The following is a 13352-nucleotide window of genomic DNA, read 5'->3' as shown; positions in this document are numbered from 1 at the left end:
CGCGCGAACTCGCGTCATGGCGGCGGACCGCCTGCGTGCTGGTAACAGAGACACGCACGGCCTACCGCAGCGAAAGGTAGAAAAAAGTGAGAACCGTACTGGTCTGTGTTAAGACTCCTCAAGCCGGACAGAAGATCTCGGCCTGCGCGACCCGCATGGGCCTGGCGCAGGCGGTCAAGTCGGTTGAGGGCTCACCCGAGCTCTTCCTCGAACTCGGCCGCCGCCAAGTGGACGTGGTGCTGGTCGACGTGGCCCTGGCCGCGCCCGACCCGGTCAAGTTCGTCAAGACCGTCCGCGCCCGCTCGCCCCGGACAGGAGTCCTCATCTCGGGGGCCACCGACCCGCGCACGGCGGCCATGGTGGTCGCCGCGGGCGCCCGGGGTGTCATCCGCACCCCGTCCAACAACTCCGACGACCTGCTGGTCGCGCTGGCGCAGGCGATCATGTTCGCCTCGCCGACGCTCCAGCGCGTCACCGAGACCGTGCCGCGGCAGCGATCCACGCTGCAGGGCATGAAGCTCACGGAGCGCGAACTCCAGGTCCTGCGGGGCATGAGCGAGGGCAAGTCGAACGCGGAGATCGGGCGCGACCTGTTCGTCTCCGAGGACACCGTCAAGACCCACGCGCGGCGGATGTTCCGCAAGCTCGGCGCCCGCGACCGGGCGCACGCGGTGGCCGAGGCCTTCCGTTCGGGCCTCGTCTGCTGACCATCCACTAGCGACGAACGCGTCCCGACTGGCAGGGGAGGACGCGACCGTCCCCCGGAACGACACGCGCGCAGCATGACGCAGTGACCGGGCAGGGTCACGAACGGCGGCATGTCAACGCGCGCAACGAATCAAGGGCAGCGCAAGATGCATGGCGAGCGCCACAGTGCGCTCGACACAACGGTGACACGACAGGACCGAGGGAACCGCGGGGCGAGGGGGCCCCGCGGAACGGCCCCATCGGGCCGACCGGCGACTCGGGTCCGGCCCCCGAGGTCGGGAGTGTCGGCCCGCAAGCGCCCCCGAATCAACGATCGCACGAGGGTACGACAATCCGGCGACCGGCGACCGGCGACCGGCGACTTGACTGCCTTCTCGCTCAGGCCAATTCGAGCAGGCGCTCGTCTCCTCCTGGCGCGGCGACGAGCTGGAGGCCCACCGGCAGCCCTTCGACCGTCCCCGCCGGAACGGCCAATCCCGGCGCTCCCGACAGGCCCGCAATACACGTCAGCCGCACGATCGCCTCGCGGTTCGGCTGGTCGCCGATCTTGAACGCCGGTCCCGGCGCGGCCGGGATCGCCAGGGCGGTGCCCTCCGGAAGCCGGTCCCACACGAGCGCCGCCACCCCGCTCCGAACCCGTTGCGCCGCAGCGATAGCCGCGCTGTCCAGCTTCGCCGCGTTGGCGAACCGCATCGCCACTCCCGGCCCGAACTCCGGGTCGTTCGCCTCGATCCAAGCCCCGTGCGCCTGCCACGCCTCCCAAGCCTGCAACGTCGCGTAAGCGACCCGCGCAGTCTCGAGCGGCGCCGCGTCCCCGCTCCCCTGCCAGCCCTCCGGCCCGCTCTCCGGGAAGAACGGCTCGCGGTCGATCGGCAGCCCCAACGACTCCGCCTTCGCCATCACGACCGCCCGCGTCGCCTCCGGGATCTCATCCCAGATGTCCTGCGGCGCCAGCAGACGCGTGATCGGCCCCGCCTCCGCCGCACCCTCCAAGAGCACACCCATCGCCAGCCGCAGCGTCGCCGCGTCCCGCGTGAGCACCCCGGCCGTGTCGAACGACGGCGCCAGCGGCACCACGCCCTCCAGGCTCACCCGGCCGTGCGTCGGCCGCAGCCCGAACAGCCCGCAGTAGGACGCCGGGACCCGGATCGAACCGCCCGTGTCCGTCCCGAGCCCGATGTCCGCGCGCCCCAACGCGACCGCCGAAGCCGACCCCGACGACGACCCGCCCGGCACCCGTCCCGGCGCGGCCGGGTTCTCCGGGGTCCCGTAGTGCGCGTTGGTCCCGTTGAGGCTCCACGCCAACTCATCCGTGATCGTCTTCCCCACGACCCGCGCCCCAGCCGCACGCAACCGCGCCACCGCGACCGCGTCCTCGCCCGGCACCCCATGCGTCTCCCGCCACCGCGGGTTCCCCGCACCCGTCGGCACGCCCGCCAGGTCGAACAGGTCCTTCACCGCCAGACGCAGACCCGCAAGGGGCCCTTCACGTCCGGCGTCCTCAATCGTCGTCGTGAACGGATCAGTCAAGGCCCAGCTCCTTCGGCAATGTGCAGTGAACGCCCTTGACGAGGTCGACGACCTGCGAGATCCGCAGGTCGACCGCCGCGCTCAGATAGGCGAGCGCCACGGGCCCGGGCAGGCCGTGCCGCTCGCGCAGGAACGCGAGCGCGCTCCGCGTCGCCTTGCGGGCGGCCTCGTCCAAATCCTCGTCGAGCCCGGTCGTGATCCAGTGTTCCGCGGTCTCCGCGAACGGCCCGCCGAGGGCCGCCGCAAGCCGCCGCGTCGCCGGGTCCGCATGCACCGTGAGCCGCAGCGTCGCCCGCAGCGGCGCCTCGAACGCGGTCAGCGCGACCTCGCCGTCCCCCTGCGAGAAATGCGGATCGCCCGTGTAGAACAACGCACCCGCCACCGCGACCGGCAGGAACAGCTTCGCGCCCGCGCCCAGCAACCGGATGTCGAGGTTCCCGCCGTGCGCACCCGGCGGCACCGAGTGGACCGGCGCCTCAGTCGCCGGCGCAGTACCCATGATGCCGAGGAACGGCGCGAGCCCGAACCGCAGCGACCGGCCGTCCCCGACCGGGATCACGCCCCGCTCCCGTTCGTCCACAGTCGCGACGACGCTGACGTTCCCCTCCCCGAGCGGGTACTCCCCGGCGAGCGCCCCGCGCCCGTGCCGGTTGCTCACCACCCCGTACGGCGCACGGCGCTCCAACCGCAGCACCTCGACTTCGAGCACATCGCCAGGCTCAGCGCCCGCAACCCCGATCGGGCCGGTGACCACGTGCGGGCCCGCGTCCGGCTTCCGCTCGCAGTCGCGCGCGATCTCGACGGCGTCCCCCAGGACCGCGTCGATCCCGTGCGCGGCGAAGAACGCCGCAGGGTCCCCGCCCTGGTCCTCGAGCAGGCCCTCGTGGCTGACCGTGTCGACGACGACGGCATCGCCCGAGGCGACGCGCAGCACCGGCGCGCTCGCCGCGTTCGGCAGGAGGCCCCAACTGACGGTGTCGGGCCGGGAAGGAAGGTAGTTGCCGGCGCGGTCGTTCGCGCCGAGCGGCTGAAGGAGCGTCATGAGGAGGCACCGCGTTCCGGGAGCGAGGGACTGTATACGACAATGGTGGCCTGATCGTAGTGGAGGCTTTTCATGGCAGGCGACCGGGCATCTGAGAAGGGGCCGCGGCGCCCCCCGCAGGAGGCGGTGCGGGCGGTGCGCGAGGACATCATCCGGGGCGTGTACGCGCCCGGCGAGCGCCTGACCGAGGAGGCGCTGGCGGCGCGGTACGGAGTGTCTCGGGTGCCGGTGCGCGAGGCGCTGCGGGTGCTCGAGGCGGAAGGGTTCGTCGAGGCCAAACCGTATGTGGGCGTGTTCGTGCGCGAGCTGAGCGAGGCCGAGGCCGAGGACCTGCTGGAGCTCCGCGCGGCTATCGAGCCGATGTGCGCGGCGCGGGCCGCCGTGAAGCGCACGCCCGAGCAGCTGGGCCGGTTGAAGGAGCTGCTGAACCTGGGCTGGGACGCGGTGCAGGACGGGCGGCTCGCCGAGCTGCCGCGCCTGAACTCGCGGTTCCACGAAGTGATCGCCGAGGCCTCCGGGTCGGAGGTGCTGGGGCAGATGATCCGGCAGGTCAGCCAGAAGATCGCCTGGGTGTACGCGGTCGAGCTGCCGCGCCGCGCGGAGGACTCCTGGACCGAGCACGAAGCGATCGTGCAGGCCATCGCGGACGCCGACGCCGACCGCGCCTCGGTTCTTCTCGCCGAGCACGTCGCCCGGGCGACGCACGCCTACCGCAGGCGCGAGCGCAGGTCGGGCCAGGTCCCGGAGGACCCGGCCCCGACCGCCGCCTGACCGCGCCCGAAGCCGCGCCGCCGCCACTCTTTCGGGTGACATAACCGTCGCAGTGCCCGGTTTTTGTCGTACCCGGGCGGGAGGATCGGCGCTACAGTACTTCCCCCTCCAGTGGTGGGTGGGGGCTGTGGACGGCCGCCCCCGAACCGGCCAACAGCGCCCTCGAAACTCCGTCGCGAATCGTTGTATACGATTGGGTCCGCCGCTTCCCGGAAGGACCCCATGGACCCCGCGCACCTCGCCCTGCTGCTCGCCGCCGGATTCGGCGCGGGCGCCTGCAACGCCATCGCCGGAGGCGGGAGCCTCCTCTCGTTCCCCGCGCTCCTCGCCATGGGCCTGCCGCCCGTCTCCGCCACGGTCACCAACGCCGTCGCCGTCTGGCCCGGCTACCTCGGCGGTGCCGCCGCGCTGCGCTCGCGCCTTGCCGACTTCCGGCCCCTCGTGCCGCGCCTCGTCCTCACCGGCGCGCTCGGCGCCGCCTGCGGCGCCGCCGCCCTCCTCGCCGCCCCGCCCGAGGTCTTCACCGCGCTCGTCCCGTACCTCGTCCTCGCCGCGACCGCGCTCTTCGCCCTCCAGCCCGTCATCACCAAGCGCCTCGCCGCCCGCCAGAAAGACTCCACGACCCTCCTCTACCTCGGCGTCTTCACCGGCGGCGTCTACGGCGCCTACTTCAACGGCGGCATGGGCATCGTGCTCCTCACCGCCCTCGCCCTCGGCGTCAACGCCGCGATCAACCGCCTCAACGGCCTCAAAAGCCTGCTCACCCTCACCGTCTCCACCACGGCGACCGTGGCCGTCGCCCTCTTCGGCCCCGTCGACTGGCTCCACGTCCTCGTCCTCGCGCCCGCCTGCCTCCTCGGCGGCGCCGCCGGAGCCAAGCTCGCCGACCGCCTCAAACCCCTCGCCTTCCGCGTCCTCGTCATCGCCTTCGGCACCGCCGCCGGCGGCGCGATGCTCCTGACCTGACCCTCCAGAAAGGAACCACCCATGACCGACCTGCTCCTGCGCAACGCCCGCCCCTGGACCCCCGGCGCGCCCCTCGTCACCACCGACATCGCGATCACGAACGGCCGCATCGCCACTCCCACCGGCGAAGCCGCCCGCACCATCGACCTCGACGGCGCGATCGTCCTCCCCGGCTTCGTCGACGCCCACTGCCACCTCGACAAGACCATGTTCGGCGGCCCCTGGACCCCCAACACCGGCGGCCGCACCCTCGAAGGCCGCATCCGCAACGGCGAGGGCCGCCGCGAAGAACTCGGCCTCCCCAACCCCGACTACGCCGCGAACCTCCTGTCCGCCATGGTCTCCCACGGCACGACCCACGTCCGCAGCCACATCGACATCGACCCCGAAGTCGGCCTGGGCGGCGTCGAAGCCGTCCGCGAGGCCGCCGCCCGCCTCGCAGGCAGCGTGGACGTCGAACTCGTCGCCTTCCCCCAAGGCGGCCTCCTCACCCGCCCCGGGGTCGCCGACCTCCTCGAAGCGGCCCTCGAGAACGGCGTCGAGGTCATCGGCGGCCTCGACCCCGCCGGGTTCGACCGCGATCCCGCGGGCCAGCTCGACCTCGTCTTCGCCCTCGCCGAACGCCACGGCGCGAAGATCGACATCCACCTCCACGACCAGGGCCTCCTCGGCGCCTGGGAGTACGAGCTGATCATCCAGCGCACCAAGGCAACCGGCCTCGCCGGGCGCGTCACCATCAGTCACGCCTACGCCATGGGCGGCCTCGAACCCGACCACCAGCGCCGCATAGCCGAAGGGCTCCGCGACGCCGGGGTCGCCATGATCACCTGCGCCGTCGGCGGCGCGCCCGTGGTCCCGGTGCGGCTCATGGACGAGGTCGGCGCGCGACTGGCCATCGGCAACGACGGCATCCGCGACCTGTGGACCCCCTACGGCGACGGCGACATGCTCCGCAAGATCAACCAGGTCGCCTTCCGCGACCGGCTCGTCGCCGACGAGGAGATCGAACTCGCGCTCGCGGCCGGAACCCACGGCGGTGCAAGCGTTCTCGGCCTCGCAGATTACGGTCTCGCGATTGGATGCAATGCCGATCTCGTGGCCTTGGACGCCGCCGCACCGGCGGAAGCCGTGGTCAGCGTCCCGTCCCGCAAGCTCGTCGTCAAGGGCGGCAAGGTCGTCGCGCACAACGGCACCATCATCGGATGATTGTATACGAAATGTTCTCGTAACGATCCGGTTCGCGGATCGCAATGGTATACCTATAAAACTGAGCCATGAACCCACGGCTCAACCACAGTTCCAGGCTCGGGCCGGGTCATGTATACGACTGCCAGCGGTGGTCGCGATGAGCATCGACCCGGCCCTCGCCTTCCACGGCGTCTCACTCACCTTCGCGAACGGCACCCGCGCCCTCGAAGAAGTGGACCTCCAGATCCGCCCCGGCGAGTTCGTCTCCCTCGTCGGCCCCTCCGGCTGCGGCAAGTCCACGATGCTCCGCCTGGCCGCCGGATTCGAAACAGCCACAAGCGGCACCGTCGAAGTCGCCACCGACCACCTCGGCTACGTCTTCCAGGAAGCCACCCTCCTGCCCTGGCGCACCGTCGCCCGCAACGTCGAACTCCCCGCCGAACTCGCCGGAACCCCCAGAACCCAACGGCGCCAAGCAGCCCAGGACGCCATCGAACGGGTCGGCCTCGCAGGCTTCGAGCAGCATCGCCCCGCGCAGCTCTCCGGAGGCATGCGCATGCGCGCCTCCATCGCCCGCGCCCTCACCATGAACCCCGAGATCTTCCTCTTCGACGAACCCTTCGGCGCCCTCGACGAGATCACCCGCCAGCGCCTCAACGAAGAAGTCGGCAGCCTCTTCGTCCGCGACGGCTTCGCCGGCGTCTTCGTCACCCACTCCGTCCCCGAGTCGGTCTTCATGTCCACCCGCGTCGTCGTCCTCAACGGCCAGCCCGGCAGGGTCGCCGCCGACATCCCCGTCCCGTTCGCCTACCCGCGCGACCCGGAACTGCGCTACACCGCCGAATTCGCGGCCGTGGCCGCCGAGGTCTCCGCCGCGCTGCGCGGCGCGAAACAGGAGGCCCGCGTATGACCGCCACCCTCGAGGCCCCGCCCGCAGCCACCGCCGGACCGCAAGCGCCCCAGACGAAACGCCCGCTCTGGCCGTTCAAGGTCAAACCCGTCCGCGTCTTCGCGCCCGCCGCGGTCTTCGTCGTCGTCCTCGCCGCGTGGGCCGGCGCCAGCCACCTGCTCATTCCCGCCGAGTCCCGGTTCCTGCTGCCCTCCCCCGAAGAGGTCCTCGCCCAGGGCCTGCTCGACCCGGTGGCGCGCAACGAGATCCTGACGGCCCTGTGGTCGACCGTGCAGGTCGCGCTCGTGGGGCTGGCGCTCGCGATCGTCCTCGGCGTGCTCTTCGCGGTCGTGATGAGCCAGACCCGCTGGGCCGAGTACTCGCTCTACCCGTACGCCGTTGTGCTGCAGACGATCCCGATCCTCGCGGTGGTGCCGCTGTTCGGGTTCTGGTTCGGGTACGAGTTCGGCTCCCGCGTGATCGTCTGCGTGATGGTGGCGCTCTTCCCGGTCATCACGAACACCCTGTTCGGGCTCAAGTCCGTGGCCCCGGCCCAGCACGACCTGTTCACCCTGCACGGCGCGGGCCGCTTCCAGCGCCTCTGGAAGCTCCAGCTGCCCGCCGCGCTCCCGGCGATGATCTCCGGGTTCAAGATCTCCGGCGGCCAGGCCATCATCGGCTCGATCGTCGCGGACTTCTTCTTCCGCCAAGGCGAGCCGGGCATCGGCCGCATGATCGACGTCTACCGCCAGCGCCTCGCCACCGAGGAGCTCCTCACCGCCCTGCTGCTGTCGTCGCTGGTCGGCCTGTGCCTGTTCTGGTGCTTCGACTTCCTCGCCGCCCGCGTCGACCGCCTGCACGGCAAGCGTTAAGACCTGCTCCCACCGCTGCGAGCCCCGACTCCATCGACCTCTTAGGAGACCCCTATGTCCCGCCGTCTCACCGCCGCGGTCGCGGCCGCCGCCGGAGCGAGCCTCCTCGCCGCCTGCACCGCGCCGACCTCCGCGACTCCCGAGCCCACCGGCGAAGGCCCCCTCGCCGGCATCTGCCCGTCTACTGTGGTCATCCAGACGGACTGGTTCGCCACGCCCGAGCGCGCGGCCGCGTTCCAGCTCGTCGGTCCCGACGGCACGGTCGACGCGGCCAAGGGCGCCTACGTCGGCCCGCTCGGCGACACCGGCGTCAATATCGAAGTGCGCCTTGGCGGCCCGTTCCTCGGCGGCCAGCCGATCCCGGCGCAGATGTACCAGGACACGTCGATCACGCTCGGCTTCGTGCCCACCGACGACGCGGTGCGCGCCAACGCCGAGTTCCCGGTGACGGGCGTGTTCGCGTCGCTCGACATCAACCCGCAGATCATCATGTTCGACCCGGCGACCTACGACATCGACTCGTGGGACGAGGTCAAGGGCACCGGCGCGCCCGTCGTCTACTCCGAGGGCAAGGTCTTCATGGACTACCTCATCGCGAACGGCTACGTCGACGAGTCGCAGGCGGACGCGTCCTTCGACGGCACCCCGGCCCGCTTCGTCGCCGACGGCGGCGAGTCCATGCAGCAGGGGTACGTCTCGAACGAGCCGTACCGCTGGGAGCACGACGTCGAAGGCTGGATGAAACCCGCCGACTACCTGCTCGTGCACGAGTCGGGGTACGAGATCTACCCGCACGCGTGGTCGGTGCGCTCGGGCGAGCTCGAGGAGCTGAGCCCGTGCCTGGAGGCGCTGGTGCCGATGCTCCAGCAGGCCCAGGTCGACTACATCGCCGACCCTGGGCCGGTCAACGAGGCGATCCTGGAGATCGCCGAGACGATCCCGGACGGCCCGCCGATCACCTTGGAGGGCAACGCGAACTCGGTCGAGGTGCAGCTCGCCGAGGGCATCGTCGGCAACGGCCCCGACGCGACGCTCGGGAACTTCGACGAGGAGCGCGTCCAGCGGGTCATCGACTCGGTCGTGCCGATCTTCGAGGCCCAGGGCGAGGCGATCACCGAGGGCATCGCGCCCGCCGACATCATGACGAACGAGTTCATCGACGACTCGATCGGACTCCAGTGACGCACCTCAGCGCCATCACCGGGGCGAGCCTCCCGGGCGGCCCGGCCGACCTGATCCTCGAAGGGGGACACGTCGACCGGGCCGCCGCGCCGGGCACCGCGGTCGGCCCGGGGATCTTCGACGCCGCGGGCCGGGCGGTCCTCCCGGCCTTCGTCGACGCGCACGTCCACCTCGACAAGGCCTTCCTCTTCGACCCGATCGAACGTGAACTCGCCGCCGAAGGCGCCGAGCTCACCGCCGACCTGGGCGACGCGATCGCAGCGGTCGCCCGGCTCCGCCCCCGCCTCGGCCCCGAGACCGTCGCGTCCGGCGCCCAGCGCGCCGTCGACACCCTGGTACGCAACGGCACTCTCGCGGCCCGCGCCATGGTCGAACTCGACCCGGCCGTCGGCCTCGACCTCATGGACCTCCACGCCGGCCTCGCCGCCCGCAACGCCGACCGCATCCGCCTCCAGACCGTCGCCTTCCCGCAGCGCGGCCTCGAACTCGACGGCATGCGCGAACTCCTCAAGGGCGCCATGGCCTCCGGTGCGGACGTCGTCGGCGGCTGCCCCTACGTCGACGCCGACCCGGCCGCGCACCTCGACTTCGTCTTCGACCTCGCCCAGGCCCACGGCGCACCCGTCGACCTGCACCTCGACTTCAGCGACGACCCCGACGCGTCCCTCATCGACCTCGTGGTCGAACGCACCCGCGCCACCGGCATGGGCGGCCGCGTCGCGATCGGCCACGTCACCACCCTCGCGGCCATGGACGCCGACCGCGCCGACCGCGCATTCGACGCCCTCGCCGACGCCGGGATCGCCCTCGCCGTCATGCCCGCCACCGACGTGTACCTCACCGGCCACCCGCGCGAGGCCACGAACTGGCACGCGACCCGCCCGGTCGCCCCGCTCCTGCGCGCCGCCCGCGCGGGCGTGACGGTCGCGATCACCAACAACAACCTCTGCAACCCGTTCGCGCCCTACGGCAACGGCAGCCAGCTCCAAGCCGCGTGGCTCGCGGGCCTCCTCTTCCGAGCGGTCTCCGCGACCGACCGCGCGATGCTCCTCGACGCGATCACCGCGAACCCCGCGAAGATCCTCGGCCTCCCCGAACACGGCCCGAAGCCCGGTGCGAGAGCCGACCTCGTCGTCCTCGACGCCGCCACCGCCGACGAAGCCCTCCTCCAATCTGCGGCCGTCGCAACCGTGATCCGGGCCGGGGCGGCCCTCAACTAGGCTGCGGTGCAACCGGAACCGCGAATCCCGCACGTGCCGCGGCGGATATTCGTCGACTGCGAGGTGGGCAGGATGTTGGTACCCTGAGTCGAGTTCACTTATGCCCCTGGGGTGGTGCCGATGCTCGGAGTGTTCGTCGAGGCCATGCAGCTGCGCAGCGCGGCTCAGAAGATGAAGCAGTTCGCTTCCGAGACAAAGGCACTGCCGCAGCAGGTGGTCCAGACCGCGCAGCGCGCCGAGAGTGCCAACCGCGGGCTGATGTGCGCCGATGCGGCGAAGGACCTGGCCGACGACTTCAAGGCCGACATGGAGAAGCTGTCGGCGCATCTCGATGACACGCAGGAAGTCCTCGACGACATCGCCGAGGACTGGGACGAGGCCGACAAGGGCGTCGCGGACGCCTTCAAGCCGATGCAGTCCGACCTCAGCGGCTTCAAGGTCCCGACGATCAACGGCGGGGCGTGACCGGATGCCGACGTTCCAGCAGGCGATCGACTCCAACCCGGCGCAGCTGATGTCCTTGGGGGCCAGCCTGCTCCAAGCGGCTGGCAAGCTCACGAGCGTCGGCGCACAGTACGGCCAGACTGTCGCCGGTCTCGGCGCCTCCTGGCAGGGCGAGGACTACCAGGGCCTGGTCAAATGGGCCACCAAAGTCGAGGTCTACATCGGACGCAGCGACGCCGCCCTGGTCACGGCCGCGGGAACCCTGGAAACTATGGGCGCGACCATGATGGCCACCGCCACCGCCATGAAGGCCACCAAACAAGCAGCCGAAGGCATCGGCTACAAGGTCCTTCCCTCCCCCCTCGTGATCATGGGACCGAGCCAGTGGTCCCAAGTCTCCTCGGCCGGACCGGGCGCCCCGGCGGTGCTCGCCGCCTACCAAGCGGGAGCCGTCGCCTTCAACGCCGCACTCATCAGCATGTACACCGCCTTCATCGCCCAGGACACCGCCGCCTACGGCATCGTCCGCACCGCCCTCGAACTCAGCCCCTCCTGAGGAAGGCCCCCACCTCCCATGACAGGAAGCAACCAGCAAGCGAACTCCCTAGGAAACCTCAACCCCAGGCGGACTCCTTCTCCGCAAGCGCCGCAGCCGGCGAGCCCCGCGGCCACCTACCAGGCGACCGTGGGGTCGACGACCGATCATGACTACAGGAACACATTCTTCACCGCCAACCCGACGCTGAGTCCGAGCGACTATGTCGTGCACCATGCAGTGGAGAAGAAGAACATCCACAAGTTCTATCCGAATATGTTCACCGACGATGAGCTCCATTCTCTGGAAAATCTCCGCGGCATTCCAAAGGGCATGGTGAACAACAAGGTTCACTTGAGCGCCATCAGGCTGGACTGGAACGAGTTCTACAAGAACAATCCGAACGCCACCAAAGCAGAAGTGCTCGCTCACGCCACGAAGCTGGACCTGAGATATGGTAAGATGTTCAATCCGCCAGTCCCGTAACGGAAGAAAGAAAACATGAAGTACTACCTGCTGCGACCCGAAGTCGCCGGACAGCTTGGCGATGCGACAGTCATGGACCGATCCGTCCACCCTCCGCTGGTGACCCGACTCGGATACGAATTCGACGACTGGCTGGGAGACGAACTTCTCGAAGCGATCTCCTGCTTCATTGTCACCTCGCAGTTGGCGTCCCGCCTCGAAGCAGCCGGTCTGACGGGATTTGAAATAGCCGAAGTGGAAATCACGGTGTCCGAGGAGTACCTCGATTTCGGATACGACGAGGCAGTGCTTCCGGAGTTCAAGTGGCTTCGGATTACCGGAAAGCAACAGCTCGACGATTTCGGAACGAGTCCGAACGGGAGTCTGGTCACCTCGGAATCGGCACTTGAGGTGCTGAGGCAGGGCCAGATCGACAACTGCGGCGTTGAAGAGCTCTAAAGCTGCCGGTGCGCTGGTCAGCAGAGTCACCCGATGGACGACCTCAAGTACTTCTTCCTGACGCATCCGCGCCGCAGCCCCGCAGGGGTGCTGCGCACCTACCGGACCGGCGAGGTCGCGCACCACGAGGAGTACGACTTTTCGAAGCCGGGCTGGGTCCCGACCCTGTACTTCCTGGACTACCAGCGCGGCCACATCGACTACGACTCGGAGCCGAGCACTGCCGAGGCGGCCCTGGCCTGGATCGAGGCGCGCTCGCGCTGAGCGCCCGGCGCGCGCAGCCCGAAGGCGATGCCCGCGCGGACGATCACGGCACCCGCGATGCCGGCGCCCGGGGCGTCGACGGCGAAAACGGGTTACGCCGCCGTGCCTGGTGGCACGGCGGCGTGAGTGCGCTTGCGGCGCTTAGGCGTTGAGGGCCTCGTTGATCTTGCGGGTCATCTCGGCCATGACCGGGCTCGGCGCGCCCTTGTGGGCGCGGGTCGCGGCTTCGACGACGACGGTGATGGTGCTGCGGAAGTTCTCGGCCTCGGCCGGGTCCTGCGCCTCCAGCAGCTTCACGGACTCGCTGATGGCCGGAAGCACCTGGTCGGCGATCGCGGCGGCGGACTTGCCCGGGAACTTCAGGTCCTTCGCCTTGGCTCCGGCGAGGGCGTGGCCGACAGCGCCGGTCGCAGCGGCGAGCGCCAGCGATCCGTCGGTGCTGACCTTGTGGGCCGAACCGGCGATGCCCGCGAAGGACATGAGGGTGACGGCGCCGTAAGCGGCGGTGCGGATGACGGTCTGGTCCTGGGCGGAAAGGTTGATGCTCATCTTCTTGCTCCATCTTCGTTTCGGTGAGGTGTTCCTCGTTGATGAAGCAACTATGGGCCGCCGGACTTGCACCGCCCTGACGCCGACCTGTCACCCCCGCTGACATGTCGGGCTCCCGGGACTTGCCGCCGCTGCTGGCATAGCTGACTCCCGGGATCGGGCGGTTGTAGTTGTTGTGGCGGGGGGGGGGGGGGGGGGGGGGGGGGGGCGCCGTCGGCCCCCCCTCCGGCAGGGGGGGGGGGGTGTGGCCCGCAGGTGGAACAAAAAC

General features: G+C 70.2%; 16 protein-coding genes. 13 read left to right on the top strand and 3 right to left on the bottom strand.

Going from position 1 to position 13352, the window contains the following annotated elements:
• Positions 1–86 precede the first annotated feature (86 nt).
• On the top strand, positions 87–707 hold the full coding sequence (locus ACZ60M_RS01830; RefSeq protein ID WP_465413691.1) for a helix-turn-helix transcriptional regulator: 621 nt from the start codon (positions 87–89) through the stop codon (positions 705–707).
• Positions 708–1086: 379 nt separating this feature from the next.
• On the opposite strand, the gene ACZ60M_RS01825 is transcribed toward ACZ60M_RS01830, so the two are convergent.
• Both ACZ60M_RS01825 and ACZ60M_RS01820 read right to left on the bottom strand, forming a co-directional pair.
• Complete coding sequence (locus ACZ60M_RS01825; protein ID WP_465413689.1) at positions 1087–2238, bottom strand: amidase; 1152 nt, start codon at positions 2236–2238, stop codon at positions 1087–1089.
• Entirely contained in the window at positions 2231–3280 is a 1050-nt protein-coding gene (locus tag ACZ60M_RS01820; protein WP_465413688.1) for an acetamidase/formamidase family protein, read from the bottom strand. Before ACZ60M_RS01820 ends, ACZ60M_RS01825 begins: the two co-directional genes overlap by 8 nt.
• Before the next feature lie 72 nt (positions 3281–3352).
• On the opposite strand from ACZ60M_RS01820, the gene ACZ60M_RS01815 reads away from it, so the two are divergent.
• The 12 genes from ACZ60M_RS01815 (at position 3353) to ACZ60M_RS01760 (ending at position 12535) form a co-directional block, all read left to right on the top strand.
• Positions 3353–4051, top strand: a complete 699-nt coding sequence (locus ACZ60M_RS01815; RefSeq protein ID WP_465413686.1) for a GntR family transcriptional regulator — start codon at positions 3353–3355, stop codon at positions 4049–4051.
• A 222-nt stretch (positions 4052–4273) separates the two neighbouring features.
• Positions 4274–5017 carry a sulfite exporter TauE/SafE family protein gene (locus ACZ60M_RS01810; protein ID WP_465413685.1) on the top strand — a complete coding sequence of 248 codons (744 nt, stop codon included), beginning with the start codon at positions 4274–4276 and terminating at the stop codon, positions 5015–5017.
• A gap of 21 nt (positions 5018–5038) precedes the next feature.
• Positions 5039–6223 carry an amidohydrolase gene (locus tag ACZ60M_RS01805; protein WP_465413683.1) on the top strand — a complete coding sequence of 395 codons (1185 nt, stop codon included), beginning with the start codon at positions 5039–5041 and terminating at the stop codon, positions 6221–6223.
• Between the two features lie 139 nt (positions 6224–6362).
• Positions 6363–7115 (top strand): ABC transporter ATP-binding protein, encoded by a 753-nt coding sequence (locus ACZ60M_RS01800; protein ID WP_465413681.1) that lies wholly within the window; start codon positions 6363–6365, stop codon positions 7113–7115.
• The gene (locus tag ACZ60M_RS01795) at positions 7112–7966 is read left to right on the top strand and encodes an ABC transporter permease (RefSeq protein WP_465413679.1); all 855 of its coding nucleotides are present in this window, start codon (positions 7112–7114) and stop codon (positions 7964–7966) included. The genes ACZ60M_RS01800 and ACZ60M_RS01795 overlap by 4 nt, the downstream gene beginning before the upstream one ends.
• A gap of 54 nt (positions 7967–8020) precedes the next feature.
• The gene (locus tag ACZ60M_RS01790) at positions 8021–9148 is read left to right on the top strand and encodes an ABC transporter substrate-binding protein (protein WP_465413677.1); all 1128 of its coding nucleotides are present in this window, start codon (positions 8021–8023) and stop codon (positions 9146–9148) included.
• A complete protein-coding gene (locus ACZ60M_RS01785; RefSeq protein WP_465413675.1) occupies positions 9145–10368 on the top strand; it encodes an amidohydrolase family protein in 1224 nt (407 codons plus the stop codon). The genes ACZ60M_RS01790 and ACZ60M_RS01785 overlap by 4 nt, the downstream gene beginning before the upstream one ends.
• 120 nt (positions 10369–10488) lie before the next feature.
• Positions 10489–10833, top strand: a complete 345-nt coding sequence (locus tag ACZ60M_RS01780) for a type VII secretion target (protein ID WP_465413673.1) — start codon at positions 10489–10491, stop codon at positions 10831–10833.
• 4 nt (positions 10834–10837) lie between these two features.
• Positions 10838–11368: a hypothetical protein gene (locus tag ACZ60M_RS01775; RefSeq protein ID WP_465413672.1), complete on the top strand. Its 531-nt coding sequence runs from the start codon at positions 10838–10840 to the stop codon at positions 11366–11368.
• A gap of 18 nt (positions 11369–11386) precedes the next feature.
• The gene (locus ACZ60M_RS01770) at positions 11387–11833 is read left to right on the top strand and encodes a hypothetical protein (protein WP_465413670.1); all 447 of its coding nucleotides are present in this window, start codon (positions 11387–11389) and stop codon (positions 11831–11833) included.
• 15 nt (positions 11834–11848) lie between these two features.
• Positions 11849–12271, top strand: coding sequence for a hypothetical protein (locus tag ACZ60M_RS01765; protein ID WP_465413668.1), 423 nt, complete (start codon positions 11849–11851; stop codon positions 12269–12271).
• Between the two features lie 33 nt (positions 12272–12304).
• A complete protein-coding gene (locus ACZ60M_RS01760) occupies positions 12305–12535 on the top strand; it encodes a hypothetical protein (protein WP_465413666.1) in 231 nt (76 codons plus the stop codon).
• A gap of 141 nt (positions 12536–12676) precedes the next feature.
• Here ACZ60M_RS01760 and ACZ60M_RS01755 read toward each other — a convergent pair whose 3' ends face one another.
• Complete coding sequence (locus tag ACZ60M_RS01755; RefSeq protein WP_465413664.1) at positions 12677–13084, bottom strand: hypothetical protein; 408 nt, start codon at positions 13082–13084, stop codon at positions 12677–12679.
• Positions 13085–13352 lie beyond the last annotated feature (268 nt).

Source organism: Glycomyces sp. NPDC050141 (genome assembly GCF_055586545.1).
The sequence above is the reverse complement of the archived record's forward strand: the minus strand, read 5'-3'. Positions and strand labels throughout refer to the sequence as shown.

Coding starts and splice junctions, on each gene's coding strand:
- ACZ60M_RS01820 (WP_465413688.1), bottom strand. CDS start 3,280: ATGACGCTCCTTCAGCCGCTCGGCGCGAACGACCGCGCCGGCAACTAC.
- ACZ60M_RS01815 (WP_465413686.1), top strand. CDS start 3,353: ATGGCAGGCGACCGGGCATCTGAGAAGGGGCCGCGGCGCCCCCCGCAG.
- ACZ60M_RS01810 (WP_465413685.1), top strand. CDS start 4,274: ATGGACCCCGCGCACCTCGCCCTGCTGCTCGCCGCCGGATTCGGCGCG.
- ACZ60M_RS01805 (WP_465413683.1), top strand. CDS start 5,039: ATGACCGACCTGCTCCTGCGCAACGCCCGCCCCTGGACCCCCGGCGCG.
- ACZ60M_RS01800 (WP_465413681.1), top strand. CDS start 6,363: ATGAGCATCGACCCGGCCCTCGCCTTCCACGGCGTCTCACTCACCTTC.
- ACZ60M_RS01795 (WP_465413679.1), top strand. CDS start 7,112: ATGACCGCCACCCTCGAGGCCCCGCCCGCAGCCACCGCCGGACCGCAA.
- ACZ60M_RS01790 (WP_465413677.1), top strand. CDS start 8,021: ATGTCCCGCCGTCTCACCGCCGCGGTCGCGGCCGCCGCCGGAGCGAGC.
- ACZ60M_RS01780 (WP_465413673.1), top strand. CDS start 10,489: ATGCTCGGAGTGTTCGTCGAGGCCATGCAGCTGCGCAGCGCGGCTCAG.
- ACZ60M_RS01775 (WP_465413672.1), top strand. CDS start 10,838: ATGCCGACGTTCCAGCAGGCGATCGACTCCAACCCGGCGCAGCTGATG.
- ACZ60M_RS01770 (WP_465413670.1), top strand. CDS start 11,387: ATGACAGGAAGCAACCAGCAAGCGAACTCCCTAGGAAACCTCAACCCC.
- ACZ60M_RS01765 (WP_465413668.1), top strand. CDS start 11,849: ATGAAGTACTACCTGCTGCGACCCGAAGTCGCCGGACAGCTTGGCGAT.
- ACZ60M_RS01760 (WP_465413666.1), top strand. CDS start 12,305: ATGGACGACCTCAAGTACTTCTTCCTGACGCATCCGCGCCGCAGCCCC.
- ACZ60M_RS01755 (WP_465413664.1), bottom strand. CDS start 13,084: ATGAGCATCAACCTTTCCGCCCAGGACCAGACCGTCATCCGCACCGCC.